The following is a 16784-nucleotide window of genomic DNA, read 5'->3' on the forward strand; positions in this document are numbered from 1 at the left end:
ATTTCTCCGGCCTCATAAGCCGGAGAAAAGGCGATCAATCCTTATAACTGTATTGATAATATCCGCCAGAATCATAATAGAGACCAGATTTCTTCTCTACCGCGTTTAGCAACACACCTTTAATATGAATGCCATTTTGCCTAAACCGGCGAATAGCAACATTAACTTCTTTAACCCTTGTTTTATGATAACGTGCAATTAACAATGAAGTTCCCGCATATCTCCCAATAATCGCAGCATCAGTTACAGCCAAAATAGGAGGAGTATCTACCAAGACATAATCATAATGCTCTTCTGCCCAAGATAATAATTCTTTAAGCTTGTTATGCATAAGCAATTCCGATGGATTAGGCGGAATAACACCTCGATTGACAAAATCAAGCTCAGTAAGATAAGTTCTAGTAATAATATCTTTTAGCTGATGCTGACCAGCCAAATATTCAGAAAGCCCCAGAGATTGAGGACTTTCCAACACTTTATGTAAACGACCTCTTCTCATATCCGCATCGATTAAAAGCACGCGTTTATTACTTAATGCCAATACAGCGGCAAGATTTACTGAAATAAAAGATTTTCCTAGTTCAGGAGCAGAACCTGAAAGAAGAATGATTTTGTTTGCAGATTCCATCATTGAAAAATGCAAGGTTGTTCTAAGGCTGCGTAATGCTTCAACAGCTAAATCAGTGGGATCTTGAATAGCTAATAACCGACATTTCTGACGATGAGTTCGCTTTTTCTGTTGTTGCTCAAGTTTAATCTGGGTCCCAGATAGTGGAATAGTGGCATAAACAGAAACACCTATTTCTTCCAATTGTTCAGGACTTTCGATTCCTTTACGAAACATGACTCGTATACAAATCAACCCAGCAGACAATACAAATCCCAATGCCATCATCGATGCAATAATCAGTGACTTCTTCGGTTTTACCACTGAACTTTCTACAATGGCCTCATCAATAATACGCACATTACCAACTGTCCCCGCTTTCACGATGTTCAACTCTTGCTGTTTATTGAGTAACTGCACATAAATTTCTTGGTCAACTTGAACATCTCTGGTCAAACGTAAAATTTCCTGCTGCGTTTTAGGTAACCGTTTGATTGACTGATTCAGCTCCTTTTTGGTATCAACCAAAGTTTTACGTTTATCAAGCAACGCAACATAAGCGGGATGTTGTTTGGTATACAATTGCTGTAATTCAGCTTCTTTGAAAGTCAATTCATTAATCTGTTTCTCAATTTGGACCAATGTCTCCAGAGCCGATTTTGCTTCAAGTGATAAATCAATAGATTCATTCGCTTGACGATATTGGTTAAGTAATTCTTCAGAACGATTGAGCTCAATTTTAACTTTAGGTAAATGATTTTTTAAGAAATTAAGACTACTTTCAGCTTCTTCCATCTTTCTTGTCACATTTTGTTGCAAGTAATTTTTACCGACACTATCAAGTGTCGATTTTATTCTTGCACGATCATCACCTTCTATTTCAAGCAAGATAATACCGGTATTATTACCTTTTTCTTTTACCCGCAAAGCTTGTTGCAGCCCGCGAATAACACCCAATTGTTCCCGTTTAACCAACGTGAAACTTTGCCCTGAAGAAGCTGAAATATTTGAGATAAGCAAATTTATGCCATCAATATCAAATACTTTGTTCACTTGCCCGTGGAAAACCTGATCGTCAAACAACAACCGATAATTTTCTGCATCGTCAACATATATTTTTATCCCTCTATTAATATATTCAGGTGATACCGTAAAATGTTTAATAACAATATCAGGCTTTGGCATACCACGAAGACGGGCAATTCCCCTACCTATCACGGGAAAATAATCTGCTGTAACCTGAACATCTAAATTTAGATCCTTTACTGTCTTTCTTAATATCATTCTGGAAGTCAATAACTCTAATTCTGCCGATGTATCTGATAGTCTTCCAGAAAGCATATCCGACATATCGCCGATTAAAGGTAATGCACTACTTCTCTTTTCAACCTGCAATAAAGCATTTGCCTTGTATATCGGAGTCGCAATCAAGGAATAACCAAGGCCAATAACTGTGAACAATAGGGTAATTCCACCAATCACCCAACGATAATCGAATAAGGCACTAAGAAGACGGCCTAAATCAATTTCATCACCATCCGTATGAGTGTGACTTGATTTATCTGATGTAGTCATAAAAAGCCTATAATTACTTTATTGATAAGTAATGAAGAACAGCAAACCCAGAATATAAAAATACTTATAAGTTATAATTTCCCTAACCAACTATTAGCACTCTTAAATAACAATTGATATACATATTCATAAACCTCGATATCAGACTTATAAGGATCGGGGATTGCCATTTCATTTAACCAATGACCTAAAAGCATTGTTTTCCCCCTTGCCCCTAGATTTATCCTATTTACAGCCTCAATATGTTTTTTTTCCATAACCAAGATCAAACTTGACTGCTGGCATAATTCACTGGTTAGTTGGCGAGCTATATGCCCTTCCAAAGATAATCCATGTCTAGCCGCAATCCTACTTGAGAACTCATTTGCAGGTTTACCAATTAAAGCCGATATTCCCGCAGAATAAATCTCTTTCCGAGGAAATAGTTGTCGCAATAAACGCTCTCCTGTTGGCGATCGACAGATATTACCCACACAAACAATCAGAATAGAATTGAACATTAATTCGGCCACTTACGAATCCACTTAGTTGTTTCAGTCAGGCTATTAATGCTTGATATCGTTGGCACCAACTGATTGATAACTCGATTCCAGCGAACGACTGGTGCACTGGTAACATAGACAATATCGTAAGGTTGCAAGTTAAACTCTGTTCCTAGGACTAACGCCGTCGCATCCTTCGCGTTAAGCTGATAGATATTGGCTATTTTCCCCTTATTATCAGGTACATTGCGCAGTGAGCGGATGACAAAGATGCCATTAGCATCACTTGATAATTGATCTATACCCTCAGCATTACCCAATGCTTCGGTTAAAGTCATCCCACTGCGGTCCATACGTAAGGTGGTTTGTTTTTTAACTTCCCCCATAACAAACACTTTCAAATCATCATTACGAGGAATGTATAAGATATCGCCAGAATAAAGCAGACGATTTTGCTTCAGATCACCATTTTGCATCAAATCATGAAGAGAAATAACCGTTTCTTTTCCCTTATGAGTCAAAATGATCCTCCTCCAGTCAGCATTTTCAGTTAAACCGCCAGCATGGTTAATCGCATCAATAATGGTTAAAGGAACGTTAGTGATAGGTTGTTGAGCAGACCTGGCAACTTCACCTGTTACATAGGCTTTTTGTGAACGGAAAGCAGCAATATTGACATCGACTTGAGGTGACTCGATGTACTTCGATAACTTGTCAGTAATCATCGTACGCACCTGAGTGACCGTTTTCCCTTTCACATGAAGTTTACCAACATAGGGATAAAAAATCGTCCCATCAGAATGCACCCAGTTACCCGTATCACTAGCACTACGATATTGTCCTGCCGGTATTGTCAATTCAGGATGATCCCAAACAGTGACCATAATGACATCACCCACGCCAATACGGTATTCATACTGTTGTAATTCTTTATCTAATTCAGGATTAGAACGTGCAATAGCAGAATTCACTCGTAACTTTTCAATTAACTGTGGTGTTACCAGATAAACATTTACCAAATTATTAATATCATAGTTACTATCATCATCATTGATTATTTCTTTATTATAAATAGTAAGGCCACTCCCAGGTATAACCGTACAACCACCTAATAGCATAGAACAGGACAATGCCAGTACTATAATTAATTCCTTAATATTCATCAGAAATTTATCCTTAAAAAATAATAAACAAAAAAGAATACAGAAAATAGTATTAATTATAATCTCCCTAACAAAACCAGATTATAATATAATAAAATATAATATAATATAAAAATTTTGCTTAAGGGCTAAAAGCCACTGGGTTACGGGTCATATCACTTGGTAAAAACAATAGAAATCAACTTAATAGCTTTGAAAAATTCAAACTACTAAATAATAGGTAATAAATTTATTAATTATTTTATCATTTAATATATCTTATAAGATATTATTACAAACAGAAAGTAAGAGCTACCCCTCAAATAAAAGATAGCGAGGATATTTATCAGAATTTATCGAAACCGAATACATACTCTCAATGGTATTGTGAAAAAAACACATACTTATATCAAATCAGTGTTCATATAATCAACTTTGGTGCTTAAAATGGTGATAAAAAATAAAAAAACAGACAATCAATTTATCAAACAACTCCAATTATAAAACCCTAAATTTAGTCATATTATAAATAATAGCTCGGTAGTATCAGATATTTTTAGATTGTTTTAATTTTGAAGATCACCACTTTGTATTTTTCACGTTTATCAACTACCATTACCGGTTGTTTTATATAGCAATAGAAGATCTAAGAATTGGACATATTCCACAAAAACGTTATCAACTGGGATTACCATGAAAAAATCAACTATACTAAGAATCGCCAGGCCAACTGACAATTTAACTCAAATTGCTGAAATGTATTGCCGAGGTTTAGGATTTATTATCCTAGAGAAATTCGAAAATCATGAAAATTTTGATGGAATCATTCTAGGGCATCCAAATCATCTCTGGCATCTCGAATTTACGCATCATCGTGGCACTACAGTAGGAAGATCTCCCACACAGGACAATTTATTGGCCTTCTATATACCAGACCATCCAGAATGGTTAGATCAGATATCACTAATGAAAAACGCTGGCTTTATTGCAGCCCCCTCTTACAACCCATATTGGGATATTGATGGTAAAACATTTGAAGATATTGATGGTTATCGGGTTGTGTTACAAAACACAGTATTCCCTGTTTGATTATTAATCGACCTTAAGCATACTTACCCTAATAACCAATCCATACCTACGTTGTTTTACATTACGCAATAACATTATCAAAACTCAGCTATTGACACTGAGTTTTGATATATTCTTGCAAGTATTTCGTTTGCTGTTCGTTCTCAACAATCATTCTTCGGAGATCGAAATAATCTTGTTCAGTTGCCGGGTTAAGTCGTGGGGTGGCTGCATGGCCCACGCTGCCGGAGGAGCCGGTTTCGCCTTGATGACAGGTGGCCGCGATGCGCAACCGGCGATGACCAGCGGCAACATCATTGCGAAGAACATCAATTTCAGATTTGGCATGAGCAAGTTCCTTTGTATGCTGATTATCCAGTTCAGACAGGAGCTTTATCCGCTCCTGCTGATTAACGATTTCATTCTGCTGCTCCAACAACTCACTCTGTAGCTTAACTGTCGTATCGAGCTGTTTGGTATACTTACCGTAATAGTGATAAGCCAGAAGCGAGACAAGCGCTAGTGCAATAACAGTATAACCATGAGAGTTAAACTTCATCATATCGCCCTACAAAAGTGAAAAGGCTTTATCAATGACCTCATCGTTATAGGGCTGACCACCATTTTCTACGGTAATAATGGCTTTGATGAGCTTTGTCATGAATATCTGATTAAATACATCAACAACCTGAGCGCCAGTCGTTCCCGTGTCTTTACATACCCGGTTAATATAGGCATCAGTATTATTTTCATTAGAGGGCGCCCATCGTGAAATAATACCGTTGACAGTATTAATACCGTACTTCCTGTTATAATTTCTGATAACCTTCACTATTGCCCGAATACCATACTCAGGGCTGACAAACTGACAGAAAGATTTGTCAGTACGCTGTGATTGAGGGACCAATCCTTGCCAGTCATCACCCCAACGAATATTACCTGGGTTATTATTTCGAATACCTCTGCTCATAATTCACTCCTATTGTTTATTACCTGTTCTGTTATTAACAACTTTTCTTAAGATCCGACCAAAATAGTCAGTTCCCAAATAACCAATAATGACACTGCCGATGTAAGCCAAATCCGTGCTCATACCAAAAAAATTCAACACATCACGGATAAACCAGGCAATCATGGCACACATAATAGAATCCATAATTGTCGTCCAAAATTTACCGCCGTTATATCGACCTCTGAGATAAGCCATTGCGGCAGCCAACGCCGCACCTATACCTTGTTCTTTGACTGACAGCAGCCATAACCATAGCTGCATCCAGATGTCAGGCTGTTTATCCATGTATTTTATCCTTTACTCCCATTCACATTAATGGGAATCCATAGGCTGCCGTGTAGCCTTAAATTTGAGTTAATAGGAATACTGCGAAATCAGTAGAATAAGAAAAGGCCACACATAGTGCAGCCTTAAATTTTATAAGGTGATTACTTACATTTAATATAATACCGAGCTCACCAACAAACTCTGCTGGTGTATCATTATGTGTAAGGGAATGATAAGAATTAATATACCTGTTATCTTTCAAGTTGCCTCTTTGTTGGCTGCACTCACTCACCCCGGTCACATAGTTATCTATGCTCCCGGGGATTCGCTCCCTTGCCGTCGCGATGCATCTTGAAATCCATTGGGTATAGATAGATAATTTATTAAGGCATTAACTATTCCAACGCCCTATCCCTAAATTAAAAAACAAGTCGCTATTACCTTGTAATTACTTATTTTGAGTAGCAACATAATCGCCTTAAACTCTGAAATGTATTGTTGCCTTGTCATAGTACCTCTTATTTATGTTGATTCATTTAAAAAGATAAGCACCAGATAAAGGCCAAATCACTTTCCCACCCTTCTAATATAAATATCTTTATTTCCTATCAAATTGCTCAAACATCCCTAAATGTATACTGATATTTTCAATCATTTAATCTGAAAAAGTAAATGTTTGCAGGAAGATTTTTTCTACACAAGCAAATAATCATATCGGAAATATTTCAATCCTCACCGTCAAAATTAAATGTTGGATTACCTGTCCCAATAGATTATAAAAGGACAAAGTAGTCAGGTGAAAACAATTAAGAAAAAATCATATATACCTGATAAATTTCGAGTTGCAGCGCGGCGGTAAGTGAACGAATCCCCGGGAGCATAGATAACTATGTGACTGGGATGAGTGAAAGCAGCCAACAAAGCAGCAGCTTGAAAGATGAAGGGGATAACGTATCATAGCTGCTTGCCCATAAATCTCCTCAATACTAAGATTAGATTACAACGTATAATAAACCACAGCTCATGATAATTATGCACTCCGGGTAATAAATCTCTCAAAGCAATTTGATCAACAAAACGTTTCGCAAGTAATGTTTTTAAGGAAGGATCTTGTATTCTTTTTCTATACAAAATAAAAAAACTGCCAACCTCTCTTATTGCATGACGACTAAGTGCTCTTCTTAATGGCTTTTCACCTTTAATCTCTTTTGAGATCTTAATAATTGAATCAACTACAGTAATATAGCTATCAGCTCGATGATATAATTTTTTACTTTCTCTTGATCGAGTTATTGATTGCAAATTATGTCGATAACAATACAATAATTCCTCACAAAAACCAATTCGATTCGCGATGAGTGACAACTTAATTGTCCATAAGATATCTTCATGAAGGGTATTTTCCATAAAACTCAGTTGGTTATTTATAATTAATTCTTTTTTAATGAGTTGTAACCAAACAAAATGTGGCCACTCTCTACATTCAACGCAATATTTTATCCACTCTTTACCCGTTAACACCCTGCCATAAGGCTGTCTGCGTGTTATTCTCCTATTCTCTTGTGAGAATGGATCTTCTGTAAAACTAACTCCATTACCAATTAACACATCTAATCCCTGTTCAATAGCCTGATCAAACCACTTTCTTAATATTTGTGGTTTTAGCCAATCGTCACTATCAACAAATAAAATCCACTCTCCTCTGGCATATTTTATTCCATAATTCCTAGCTATTGAAACACCACTATTTTCTTGATTAAATATCCGTATTCTATTATCTCTTTCTTTATATTCATTAATTACTTCCAAGCTATTATCCGTTGAACCATCATTAATAATGATGACCTCAAAATTAATATTTTCTTGCGCAAAAATTGAATCCAATAAATGGATTATATTATTTTTATCATTAAAAACAGGGATAATGATAGTAATATCAAACTGAAACATCTATCGTCCTTTTAATGAGTTAGTTGTTTTTGATAAAAATACCATTTTCATAATAAAAAGGCGCCTTTTTCCCATTGCTATTCACATACCATACAATATTTTCAGTATCAGTTATAGATGGAATTGACAACTTACACCAAAACAGCAAACCATTAAGTGTGATAATGATAGAAGAATACATTAGGAATTTAGGTATTACTATCTCCTGTAAAGATGGAAACAGTAATAAAAATCTATTGGAGAAGTTAAAATAAATCGGTAAATATAGCAGATAAAATTAAAACAATTAAAAGTGATATTAATTTAAAATAGTTTATGTAATCTATATTAAAAATATAGTTAAATACTTTGAGGATAAAAATCGGATATAATCAAACATGAGAAACAAAAGAAAATAACAGAGGAGGGGGAGATAAAATATTCCATAAAATTATTAGATATAAGGCCACGTAAGTTAAATAATATTTGAAAATTCACAAAACAATATTATTCCCTTATTAATACAGAGATATTCAAAATTCACAGACATTCTGGATAACACGGTAAGGGAGACAATTGCACTACAATTCTTTTTCCTGTAACGATTCGTTGTTGGCTTTTCGCCTGCACTGCCCGCTTCTCATCCCAACGTAGACGAGTTCTTAAGAATAGCTCACTATGAGAAAACTGCGGACTTAAGCGCATAGAAAAAGTGACGGGTAGCATGTCCAAACGATAATGCATCTCACCTACTGTCAACACTTTTCCTTCAACCACAGTCAACAATGACACCTCAACGTTTGCCGTTCTGGGTAGAGAGGCCCGCATGGTCACATCGCCCTCAATCAGATGTGATTCTTCATGCTCAATAGCCTCACTAACACAACCCGTAATCAGCAAACACAACAAGACCAACCCTATTTTGGTCATGTTAGGCTGATCTTGCGTTGTGACAACGGAGTATGCTGCCCATCCAATAAACGCTGTAATGTTGTCTCATGTTCAAGCCCCATGACAAGACCTCTACTCAGCACCGCAGAAAGCGGCTCATGAACGTTTTGTGGTATATACCCTGATGTAACCTGACGACCACAACAAAGGCTATCATTTTCATGGGGCACATTTGTTAAATGAATGGGTAACGAATTCTCAATTTTCATACTCGCATTCCCAAAGATTCGTTCTGTTGAGAGCCAACTGGAAGCTGAGCTTGCAATAATTCCTGCCAAAACTCAGCATGATCTAACATACTTGAAAGGCTCTCTTCAAAAACAGCCTGGTTCAGCCGACTTGCTGACATTTGCCGATAAAGCTGTACCATCAGCGTTGACTCATCAAAACCAAAGTGAAGATCAAACTGATACCAATGGCGATTAAAGCTGGCTAATTGACGGAAAATCCCCTCTCCGACCGCAGTGATATCAGCGACATCTATCTGTAAAACGAGCTGGTCACGTTCAGGAATTAAGATCAAAGAGAGGTGAAGGTGCTCATCAAAACAGAGAGCAGCCACACCTTCATGATTTAAAGCTAGGTGCGGCAAGCCGAATTTAGCAGCAAATTCAGACAAAACTTGGTTGACGATGACTATCACATCCATGGGTTACTCCTGCTAGAGAAGGCAATCAGACCAACTTGAATTACCGAGTAATCAAACAAACGGGTTACTCCCGCAGAAAAGGGGCTCAGTTTACTACCTTCGCCTTTTGTGCCTCTGTCACTCAAAGGCAATTCTTTTAATAAAAAGGTCACTCCAGTGGTTATCAAAAACCAAACACCGGAACATAAGAGAGTGCTTTTTTCCTTAATATATTTTGCCGGTTAAGGGCTGAAATCTTGGTTTGATATTTTCGCTTTTCTATACTTTTACCTTTGGTGGTATTAGTGGATGTTAAAAACGAGCTCAAATAGCAGCATCCATCAATAAGAGCGCACCTCTCGGTACGCTCAAATTTATTATCCAACACAGATCTACTCTGCCAGCATTACACCACGCCAGTTGCCGCACGAAATGCCTGGACATGGCTCTGATAAATTTGCTGTATCAATTGCAAAACCTCTCTCATAAAATTGTTATTCAATGAGATCTGATCTTCACTCTTCTGTTTTTCATGTTGAGCAATAGATGAATCCACTTCATGTTCCTTAGCTTTAGCCTGAGAAAGCCCCTGTTCTACCTGCACTGAATTATTGGACATACTCTCTAAAGATTTCATCACTGAAGTTAAGAACTGCTGCTTGCTGTTACGATTTTCGAAAACCAAAGTAAGAGATTTCAGAGCACTCTTGTCAACATCTTGTGCTATATCCCATACTTTACCAATCGCTGCCCGATCCGCATCGCTACTCTTACCCAACTGTTGCATCTTGATCTCGATTAATTCGTTACGGCCAACAATATTACTTTCCAATGTCTTCTGCTGCTTAACCGCCTGACTATTTTTAACAGAAGAAGAGACACCGACAAACCCTGAACCGATAGTCATCAAACCTGAAACCACAGCCATGGCAATCATCAGCTTAGCACCATGTCGCATCTCATCCACTTGTGATTTCTGAGCATCAATGGACGCTTTATTCTCAATGTCACGCTGTAAAATACCTAGTTCACGCATCCTTTTAGCGATCTCAAAAAGCAGCGACATCATATCCAGCGTATTATTTAATTCTTGTTCGACATTTCCTAAACGATTGAGATCAAGACCCTGTTTCGGTGCAATCAATTGAACCTCATTTGTGAACCTAACTTTTCCCTGCTGTTGAATAGCGGCTTCATGTTCTGTCGGTGTCGGTATGGAGATTTTGTCAGTCACAATATCAATGCTGTTATTGACATTGCTCACCTGAGAACTGCTGACATTATTAATCATTTCCATCTTCTTACTCCTTAAATTCCCTGTGGTCGGCTGGTAAGGTTATTTATCATTTCGCCCCTGGCATTAAGCATCTGGAAAATCATTTCCATCACATGCTGGAAAGACTCTAGCAGTTGGGACAACTCCTCTTTAAGCCTGTCCATAACAGCCTGAAATGTGGTCAATTCACTACGAGAAAGTTGCACATCAGCTTGCCGGTTAGCCGCTTTACTCTGGAAAGCCGCATTGGCAGTTTGAGCAGCACCATTAGCAATATCAACTGCCGTGTCACCGACCTGTGCAGCTACTTTCACACTTCTGGCCACGGTATTAGCTGCTGTACCAGCGACTTTTGCAGAAAGTTCTGCCGCCTTTACTGCCATCTTAGCTGTCATTTCAGCCACTTTAACGCCCATCTTAGCGCCCATTTTGGCTATCAAGCCAGCGGCTGAACCACCGAAACTGACCGCCGCCGCTGCCACAGCCATCGTAACCTCAATCGCGGTTATGACTGGCCCTAGCCATTTCATGGTTTCCTTGCTGATTAAACCATCTTGAGCCGCTTGTTGTAGTCCCTGAGAAACCACGCCCATTACCCCACCGGCAATCAGCAAAGCGCCTGCTACCGCACCAACACCGGTAGCAACCATGATCGCCCCAACCACAATTGAGGCAATTGCACTGATCCAGCCAAAAATCTTGGAAAACAATCCAGATTTCTGCGCCTCTTTGGCTGAGTTTTCAGCTTCCTTGATCTTCTGCTGGTTCTCATCCATTTTCTGCAAGCTTTGCTGACGTGCACGCTGGATATCTTGAATTTTAAGATTCGTCTGATTACGCTCAATCTCACTGGTCAGTTTGCCCAGTTCAATCTCTATTGCTTCAGATGAGAGCAAATCTCCTCTCTTACCCACTGAGGCCAACAACGAAGCTCCTACTGTCAGCTTTATTATCACCGCCTTTGTCAGCTCTTTTGCCTGCTTAACCTCTTGCTTCACCTCTTGCATAACTGATTCGAGCCTAGCCATGTCTTCTGGTTTAAGGTGAGCATTCATCACTGCCAATGGCTGTGACAATGATACTCCTCGTGACTTAGCGGCATCAGAAGACTGTAAGTTACTGGCCTGACTAGGCGTAACGAGCTCCTCGCTTTTAAGGGGTGTATTTGCAGGGATCCCATCAACCTGAAAACTATTGACCCTCGGTTGAGGAACTTTAGATTCACTTACTTGAACCATTTTCCTGAGTCCTTTTTATTGTGATGGCTTCTAACATTGCACTAGAACTGGCAGCTAAAGCGGCCTGTTCCAGCGAAGCCGCCGCAAGCTGTTGGGCCGAGTAGAAGCCACTCTCAGCCCCATCAAGTTCTCCTAATTGCAGGAGACATTCGGCAGCATGAAATGGAAAACGAGGCTCATTAATATCAAGCATCGCTCCGTAGCTATAGCTTTGAACTGCCTGCTCCAGTTGCCCCATAGCCTGACGGCATGCCCCTAATCCAAGGAAGAACCGGGAGTCGTAGTGATCCAACATACACAAAGCCTGGAATATCTTATGCGCATCCTGCCATTTGCCTGACTTGTATTGGTTGAACGCTAATGAGTAAAGTTGCTCCAACGTATCACTAGAAATATCCCTCAACATGGAAAGGGTGCCACCATCATTAAAAAAGGCTTCCAATTCTTGTGTATACTGGTCAGAAGTCGTAGGTGTTTCTTGATGCTCCATAATCATTCCTTAAATTGCGCCGAGAATATTGCGCATAATGCTGTCATACTTTTGAATAAAACGGTTTAATGCCTCGATAGCCGCGTTATAACGGGAACTAGCCTCATTTAAGCGCGTTGTTTTTTCCTGGACAATATTGTTTAGTGGATTTACACGATCATTAACCGAAGTAGAAAAGTTGGCTAAACGATTATTTTCTTTATCATATTCGTAAGAATTCGCCAAACCTGTCATAGCGCCACTTTGCTTATTAGGACTCTCTAAAAATGCCTTAATAGAAATTTTAGAGTCAGAAGATATCTTCTTTAACAGTGTATATTCAGCACTTTTCTCAAAAGCGGCCTGATCACTAAAACCATATTTCTTATGGTCCAACAAATTGAAGGAACCGGAATCGGTAATATTAAGTGTCCCATTAGCTGCTAACTTCGCATTAATCTCCGACTGGATAACACTGTAAATCTTTAGCTCCGCGGTCAATGCTGCTAATTCATCACGCAACTCACGTCGTTTTTTATCATGACCTGACATAACAGAAACAAATATATTGATTACATCATTATCAAGACGATCCGGCGTTAAATTAAAATGAACCGCAGCCAGAAAATCTTTTAATGTCCAGTCAGTATTTAATGTCGGGCTATTCAAGAAAGATTTAAGATTCTCGATCCTACCTACACTCTCCCACTCAGCAACAGCACCCGCTGGCAGAAAATAGGCAATAAGTTTTTTCAGGAGTTTTTCATCTTTAGTAATATCCTTGGAATCGTTTTCAATCTTAATATTCTTATCAAGAATAAGTTTAACCAGTTCATCAAGCTTCGAAGATTTAGAGCCTTGTAGTTGCTCTAGCGGAACTGCTTCCAAATCTTTCAAGAAAAGCTGTGGGTCACTTTGATATGGCCTAATTTCCACCTTCAAATCCTTATACAATAATGCCGCGCATACGAGGTGGGCGACGGAGACGCTTTCCCTCTTCTAAAGAGTGAGGATGGTTGCTTCGTAAGCGATTAACTTCTGTCAGCAACTCTTGCTCAGCACTCTGAACCAAAGTAACGTCAGTGTGACCAAACAGTTCTGCACCCACATTTGGATTGATGCCAAGAGACTGCCACATCTCCTGCAACAGTTGCAGTCTGTGATCACTGTCCTTAATAGCTGCCTCGGCAGCTTGCAGTACTTTGGCGTTGGGTTCCTCTTGCATCAGTGACTCCTATAATAAAGAGAGATATTGATTCTTCCTGTCAAAGTTAGACTTTTTTTTGTTGTTTTCTCATTTGATGTAACGATATAACGCAACTGGCTTCTAACTCGAACCAGCCAGGCGCAATCTCACTCGCGCCTGTCCAGCGGTGATAAAACCGGGCTAAACGTTCATCATTAAGGGGAGAATCAACCAAAGTATTAACTTGACCATAAAGACGGCTGCCCGGCCCAAGCACTGCCATCGTTGCTGTTGCCAACAGATAAAGAGGCGCAAACGGATTAGCAAGCCCTCGGCGCTGCCGGGTACGGCGTAACATCACGATCCAAACTCGCGGTGCATCACAACGCCAGGCAATTTCACAACCTTCACACCACACACGCCAGCCAAGAGGAATTGGGCTACTCCCCATACAATGAGGCTGCACTGAATAACCTTGCTCCTCAAACCAAGGTATAAGGGGATCACGGTTCATAAACACACCCTACCAAGCGGTTGAATATTGATCTGTTGAGTCAACTCTTGATACGAGAGCACTGGCAAGCCGTGGTGATCACCTTCAATTAACTTACGTACATAACGGCGAATATCCATTGATACGATCAACACCGGCTTATTTTGCATTTGCGTTAAATCGCCCACCGTTTTTTTCATCTGTTCAAGGAAACTTTGCGTTACCGCCGGATCTAGTGCCAGATAACTACCCGCGCTCGTTTGACGAATACCTCCCCGAATCTGCTCCTCTACCTGCTGATCCAACAGATAGGCGGGCAAAATGTTGTTGCCATTAGCATACTTGTAACAAATGTAACGCTTAAGGCTACTGCGAATATATTCCGTCAACTGCACTACATCTTTTTCCTTCTGACCCCACACCACCATAGCTTCGAGAATCGTACGTGTATTACGAATAGAGATGTCCTCTCCAACCAATCGTTGCAGTATCTCCGTCATCCGCTGCAATGGGATTATGCGCATAGCCTCCTTGACCAACTCCCCATAACTACCTTCCATCTGTTCCAGAAGATAACGGGTTTCCTGCACGCCAATAAAATCTTCAGCGTACTCCCGCAACACATGTGACAAATGCCAAGTGATCACTTGAGACATGGATAAAAACGCCAGCCTTGATTTAGCCAAACGTTCCTGATGTGCTTCGGCTACCCACAGGGTAGGCTGATTAGGTAATAGCGGTTCCCCTTCTTCATAAGGGATAGCCAGTAACTCCAACTGATTAGTCGGTTCCTGTACCAGCAAATGTGCTGAACGCAGCCGACCACGGGCAACAGGCACCTCTTGTAGTTGGATCAGGTATTCTCCCTCCTTCATTCCCTCATTAAAACGTAAGTGAATACCTGGAAAGGGTACGCCCAAATCTAAATAGAGTGCACGTCGTACTCGTATTAATTCATCATTCAGTGAAATAGCTTCCAGCTCAGCCTGTAATCCCGCATCCACATCAATAAGTAAAGGAACCGTCATAGCAAATTCCTCTTTCTCACCCAGTTTTCCAGTTTTGGCCTTACTGCCGCTCTTAGGTTTAGGTTTGGCCGCTGGTGCACCTGCCCCCTGAGCTAACAGGCTAGGAAGATCAGCTTGCTGACTGGCATTGGCTTGTCGCTGGCGCTGAAACAGAAAATAACCGCCACCCGCCACCACCAGTGCAAGTATTAAGAAAGTTAATGTAGGGAATCCAGGAATAAGGCCAAATAGCACCAATAAAACACCGCCAATCAATAGTGCCTTTGGTTGAGCAACGACCTGATCACCAATCTCACTACCCAGATCAGAGGAGTCTTCCGACGAAACTCGGGTAACAATGATGCCTGCCGTAATCGCAATCAACAGGGCAGGAACCTGAGAGACCATACCATCACCAACGGTCAAAATGGCGTAGAGCTGCAATGCATCGGACGCTGACATCCCTTTCTGGGTGACACCTATGGTTATCCCGCCCAAAATGTTGACAAAGATGATGAGGAGACTCGCAATCGCATCACCCTTAACAAATTTCATCGCACCATCCATCGAACCAAACATCTGGCTCTCTTTTTCGATAATGCTACGCCTCTCCCTAGCTTCATGGACGTCAATAACACCAGCACGCATATCTCCGTCGATACTCATCTGCTTGCCAGGCATAGCATCAAGAGAAAAGCGAGCACTAACCTCAGCCACCCGCTCCGAACCTTTGGTTATGACGATAAATTGTACAATTGTGATGATCAAAAAGATTACTATCCCGACAATCAAGTTACCACCGACAACGAAATTACCGAAGGTATAGACTATCTTACCGGCATCCGCTTGCAGGAGAATCATCCGGGTGGTACTGACGGAAAGCGCCAAACGAAATAGCGTTGTCACCAGCAAGACCGCAGGAAAAGCGGAAAATTGTAAAGGGGAATTTATATAGACAGCCATCATCATGAGCACAACAGAGATGGTCATATTAATGGCGATCAAAATGTCAAGTAGGATAGGCGGAAGCGGCAACACCATCATGAAGACCACAGCTAGCAACAACATTGCCAACATGATGTCTTTACGCTCACCAATCAGGCGCAATAACTCAAACCCACGGTTCATAACAGAGCCTCTTGAGCGAGATAACGCTGATAAGCACTGCGTGCTTCTTCCAGATTCCCTTCCTGTTGACAGGCACGGCTAACACAAAGCCAGAGGGCGGCGCTTTGTTCACCCTGCTCTTGTAAGAGAGTGCAATGTTCTTTTGCTATGCTCCCCTCTTGCAGTTTAAGTAATGAAACCACCAAGGCACGACGCCCTTCCTGATGTTCAGGATGCAAAACCAGTAATGCATCCAATAAAATACGAGCTCGGTCAGGATGACCGTATTGAAGTTGAAGCCAGCCGAGTAGCAACAGAGCGCTCTGCTGTTTAGCACTGAGAGTCAT

At 40.3% G+C, this 16784-nt stretch carries 19 protein-coding genes; 1 reads left to right on the top strand and 18 read right to left on the bottom strand.

The features are described from left to right. Positions 1-34 precede the first annotated feature (34 nt). From D3222_RS04110 to D3222_RS04120, 3 genes are all read right to left on the bottom strand, one after another. Positions 35-2182: a polysaccharide biosynthesis tyrosine autokinase gene (locus tag D3222_RS04110; RefSeq protein ID WP_118985000.1), complete on the bottom strand. Its 2148-nt coding sequence runs from the start codon at positions 2180-2182 to the stop codon at positions 35-37. 71 nt (positions 2183-2253) lie between these two features. Continuing rightward, complete coding sequence (locus tag D3222_RS04115; RefSeq protein ID WP_118985131.1) at positions 2254-2682, bottom strand: arsenate reductase/protein-tyrosine-phosphatase family protein; 429 nt, start codon at positions 2680-2682, stop codon at positions 2254-2256. Beyond that, complete coding sequence (locus tag D3222_RS04120; protein ID WP_118985001.1) at positions 2682-3827, bottom strand: polysaccharide export protein; 1146 nt, start codon at positions 3825-3827, stop codon at positions 2682-2684. The genes D3222_RS04115 and D3222_RS04120 overlap by 1 nt, the downstream gene beginning before the upstream one ends. Before the next feature lie 672 nt (positions 3828-4499). Between D3222_RS04120 and D3222_RS04125 the strand changes: the two genes are divergently transcribed. Next, a complete protein-coding gene (locus D3222_RS04125; RefSeq protein ID WP_118985002.1) occupies positions 4500-4895 on the top strand; it encodes a VOC family protein in 396 nt (131 codons plus the stop codon). 88 nt (positions 4896-4983) lie between these two features. Here D3222_RS04125 and D3222_RS04130 read toward each other — a convergent pair whose 3' ends face one another. The 15 genes from D3222_RS04130 to sctY form a co-directional block, all read right to left on the bottom strand. Beyond that, positions 4984-5433: a lysis protein gene (locus D3222_RS04130; RefSeq protein ID WP_118985003.1), complete on the bottom strand. Its 450-nt coding sequence runs from the start codon at positions 5431-5433 to the stop codon at positions 4984-4986. A gap of 9 nt (positions 5434-5442) precedes the next feature. After that, the gene (locus tag D3222_RS04135; RefSeq protein WP_118985004.1) at positions 5443-5844 is read right to left on the bottom strand and encodes a structural protein; all 402 of its coding nucleotides are present in this window, start codon (positions 5842-5844) and stop codon (positions 5443-5445) included. Positions 5845-5853: 9 nt separating this feature from the next. Continuing rightward, the gene (locus D3222_RS04140; protein WP_118985005.1) at positions 5854-6180 is read right to left on the bottom strand and encodes a phage holin, lambda family; all 327 of its coding nucleotides are present in this window, start codon (positions 6178-6180) and stop codon (positions 5854-5856) included. Positions 6181-7107: 927 nt separating this feature from the next. Further along, a complete protein-coding gene (locus tag D3222_RS04145) occupies positions 7108-8103 on the bottom strand; it encodes a glycosyltransferase (RefSeq protein WP_118985006.1) in 996 nt (331 codons plus the stop codon). A gap of 519 nt (positions 8104-8622) precedes the next feature. Then, positions 8623-9012 carry a YscW family type III secretion system pilotin gene (locus D3222_RS04150; RefSeq protein ID WP_118985007.1) on the bottom strand — a complete coding sequence of 130 codons (390 nt, stop codon included), beginning with the start codon at positions 9010-9012 and terminating at the stop codon, positions 8623-8625. Beyond that, positions 9009-9242, bottom strand: coding sequence for a T3SS regulon translocated regulator ExsE family protein (locus D3222_RS04155; protein WP_118985008.1), 234 nt, complete (start codon positions 9240-9242; stop codon positions 9009-9011). The genes D3222_RS04150 and D3222_RS04155 overlap by 4 nt, the downstream gene beginning before the upstream one ends. After that, positions 9239-9682, bottom strand: coding sequence for a type III secretion system chaperone (locus D3222_RS04160; protein WP_118985009.1), 444 nt, complete (start codon positions 9680-9682; stop codon positions 9239-9241). The genes D3222_RS04155 and D3222_RS04160 overlap by 4 nt, the downstream gene beginning before the upstream one ends. A gap of 385 nt (positions 9683-10067) precedes the next feature. Beyond that, positions 10068-10958, bottom strand: a complete 891-nt coding sequence (locus D3222_RS04165; RefSeq protein ID WP_118985010.1) for a YopD family type III secretion system translocon subunit — start codon at positions 10956-10958, stop codon at positions 10068-10070. Positions 10959-10969: 11 nt separating this feature from the next. Next, on the bottom strand, positions 10970-12175 hold the full coding sequence (sctE, locus tag D3222_RS04170) for a type III secretion system translocon subunit SctE (protein ID WP_118985011.1): 1206 nt from the start codon (positions 12173-12175) through the stop codon (positions 10970-10972). Beyond that, complete coding sequence (locus D3222_RS04175) at positions 12159-12665, bottom strand: SycD/LcrH family type III secretion system chaperone (RefSeq protein WP_118985012.1); 507 nt, start codon at positions 12663-12665, stop codon at positions 12159-12161. Before D3222_RS04175 ends, sctE begins: the two co-directional genes overlap by 17 nt. Positions 12666-12674: 9 nt before the next feature. Beyond that, positions 12675-13580 carry a virulence-associated V antigen gene (locus D3222_RS04180; RefSeq protein WP_118985013.1) on the bottom strand — a complete coding sequence of 302 codons (906 nt, stop codon included), beginning with the start codon at positions 13578-13580 and terminating at the stop codon, positions 12675-12677. 10 nt (positions 13581-13590) lie between these two features. Then, entirely contained in the window at positions 13591-13869 is a 279-nt protein-coding gene (locus D3222_RS04185) for an LcrG family type III secretion system chaperone (protein WP_118985014.1), read from the bottom strand. Between the two features lie 46 nt (positions 13870-13915). Beyond that, positions 13916-14344 (bottom strand): LcrR family type III secretion system chaperone, encoded by a 429-nt coding sequence (locus D3222_RS04190; protein WP_118985015.1) that lies wholly within the window; start codon positions 14342-14344, stop codon positions 13916-13918. Continuing rightward, a complete protein-coding gene (sctV, locus tag D3222_RS04195) occupies positions 14341-16458 on the bottom strand; it encodes a type III secretion system export apparatus subunit SctV (protein WP_118985016.1) in 2118 nt (705 codons plus the stop codon). The genes D3222_RS04190 and sctV overlap by 4 nt, the downstream gene beginning before the upstream one ends. Further along, on the bottom strand, positions 16455-16784 hold the full coding sequence (gene sctY / locus D3222_RS04200) for a type III secretion system chaperone SctY (protein WP_118985017.1): 330 nt from the start codon (positions 16782-16784) through the stop codon (positions 16455-16457). Before sctY ends, sctV begins: the two co-directional genes overlap by 4 nt.

Origin of the sequence: Photorhabdus sp. CRCIA-P01 (assembly GCF_003545805.1) — a bacterium.
Taxonomy (GTDB): domain Bacteria; phylum Pseudomonadota; class Gammaproteobacteria; order Enterobacterales; family Enterobacteriaceae; genus Photorhabdus; species Photorhabdus antumapuensis.

What these genes read in the sequence shown, in the direction of transcription:
- D3222_RS04110 (WP_118985000.1), bottom strand. Translation starts at nt 2,182, where the DNA reads ATGACTACATCAGATAAATCAAGTCACACTCATACGGATGGTGATGAA.
- D3222_RS04125 (WP_118985002.1), top strand. Translation starts at nt 4,500, where the DNA reads ATGAAAAAATCAACTATACTAAGAATCGCCAGGCCAACTGACAATTTA.
- D3222_RS04150 (WP_118985007.1), bottom strand. Translation starts at nt 9,012, where the DNA reads ATGACCAAAATAGGGTTGGTCTTGTTGTGTTTGCTGATTACGGGTTGT.
- D3222_RS04160 (WP_118985009.1), bottom strand. Translation starts at nt 9,682, where the DNA reads ATGGATGTGATAGTCATCGTCAACCAAGTTTTGTCTGAATTTGCTGCT.
- D3222_RS04175 (WP_118985012.1), bottom strand. Translation starts at nt 12,665, where the DNA reads ATGGAGCATCAAGAAACACCTACGACTTCTGACCAGTATACACAAGAA.
- D3222_RS04155 (WP_118985008.1), bottom strand. Translation starts at nt 9,242, where the DNA reads ATGAAAATTGAGAATTCGTTACCCATTCATTTAACAAATGTGCCCCAT.
- D3222_RS04190 (WP_118985015.1), bottom strand. Translation starts at nt 14,344, where the DNA reads ATGAACCGTGATCCCCTTATACCTTGGTTTGAGGAGCAAGGTTATTCA.
- D3222_RS04165 (WP_118985010.1), bottom strand. Translation starts at nt 10,958, where the DNA reads ATGGAAATGATTAATAATGTCAGCAGTTCTCAGGTGAGCAATGTCAAT.
- D3222_RS04115 (WP_118985131.1), bottom strand. Translation starts at nt 2,682, where the DNA reads ATGTTCAATTCTATTCTGATTGTTTGTGTGGGTAATATCTGTCGATCG.
- D3222_RS04130 (WP_118985003.1), bottom strand. Translation starts at nt 5,433, where the DNA reads ATGAAGTTTAACTCTCATGGTTATACTGTTATTGCACTAGCGCTTGTC.
- sctV (WP_118985016.1), bottom strand. Translation starts at nt 16,458, where the DNA reads ATGAACCGTGGGTTTGAGTTATTGCGCCTGATTGGTGAGCGTAAAGAC.
- sctY (WP_118985017.1), bottom strand. Translation starts at nt 16,784, where the DNA reads ATGACTCTCAGTGCTAAACAGCAGAGCGCTCTGTTGCTACTCGGCTGG.
- sctE (WP_118985011.1), bottom strand. Translation starts at nt 12,175, where the DNA reads ATGGTTCAAGTAAGTGAATCTAAAGTTCCTCAACCGAGGGTCAATAGT.
- D3222_RS04120 (WP_118985001.1), bottom strand. Translation starts at nt 3,827, where the DNA reads ATGAATATTAAGGAATTAATTATAGTACTGGCATTGTCCTGTTCTATG.
- D3222_RS04145 (WP_118985006.1), bottom strand. Translation starts at nt 8,103, where the DNA reads ATGTTTCAGTTTGATATTACTATCATTATCCCTGTTTTTAATGATAAA.
- D3222_RS04135 (WP_118985004.1), bottom strand. Translation starts at nt 5,844, where the DNA reads ATGAGCAGAGGTATTCGAAATAATAACCCAGGTAATATTCGTTGGGGT.
- D3222_RS04185 (WP_118985014.1), bottom strand. Translation starts at nt 13,869, where the DNA reads ATGCAAGAGGAACCCAACGCCAAAGTACTGCAAGCTGCCGAGGCAGCT.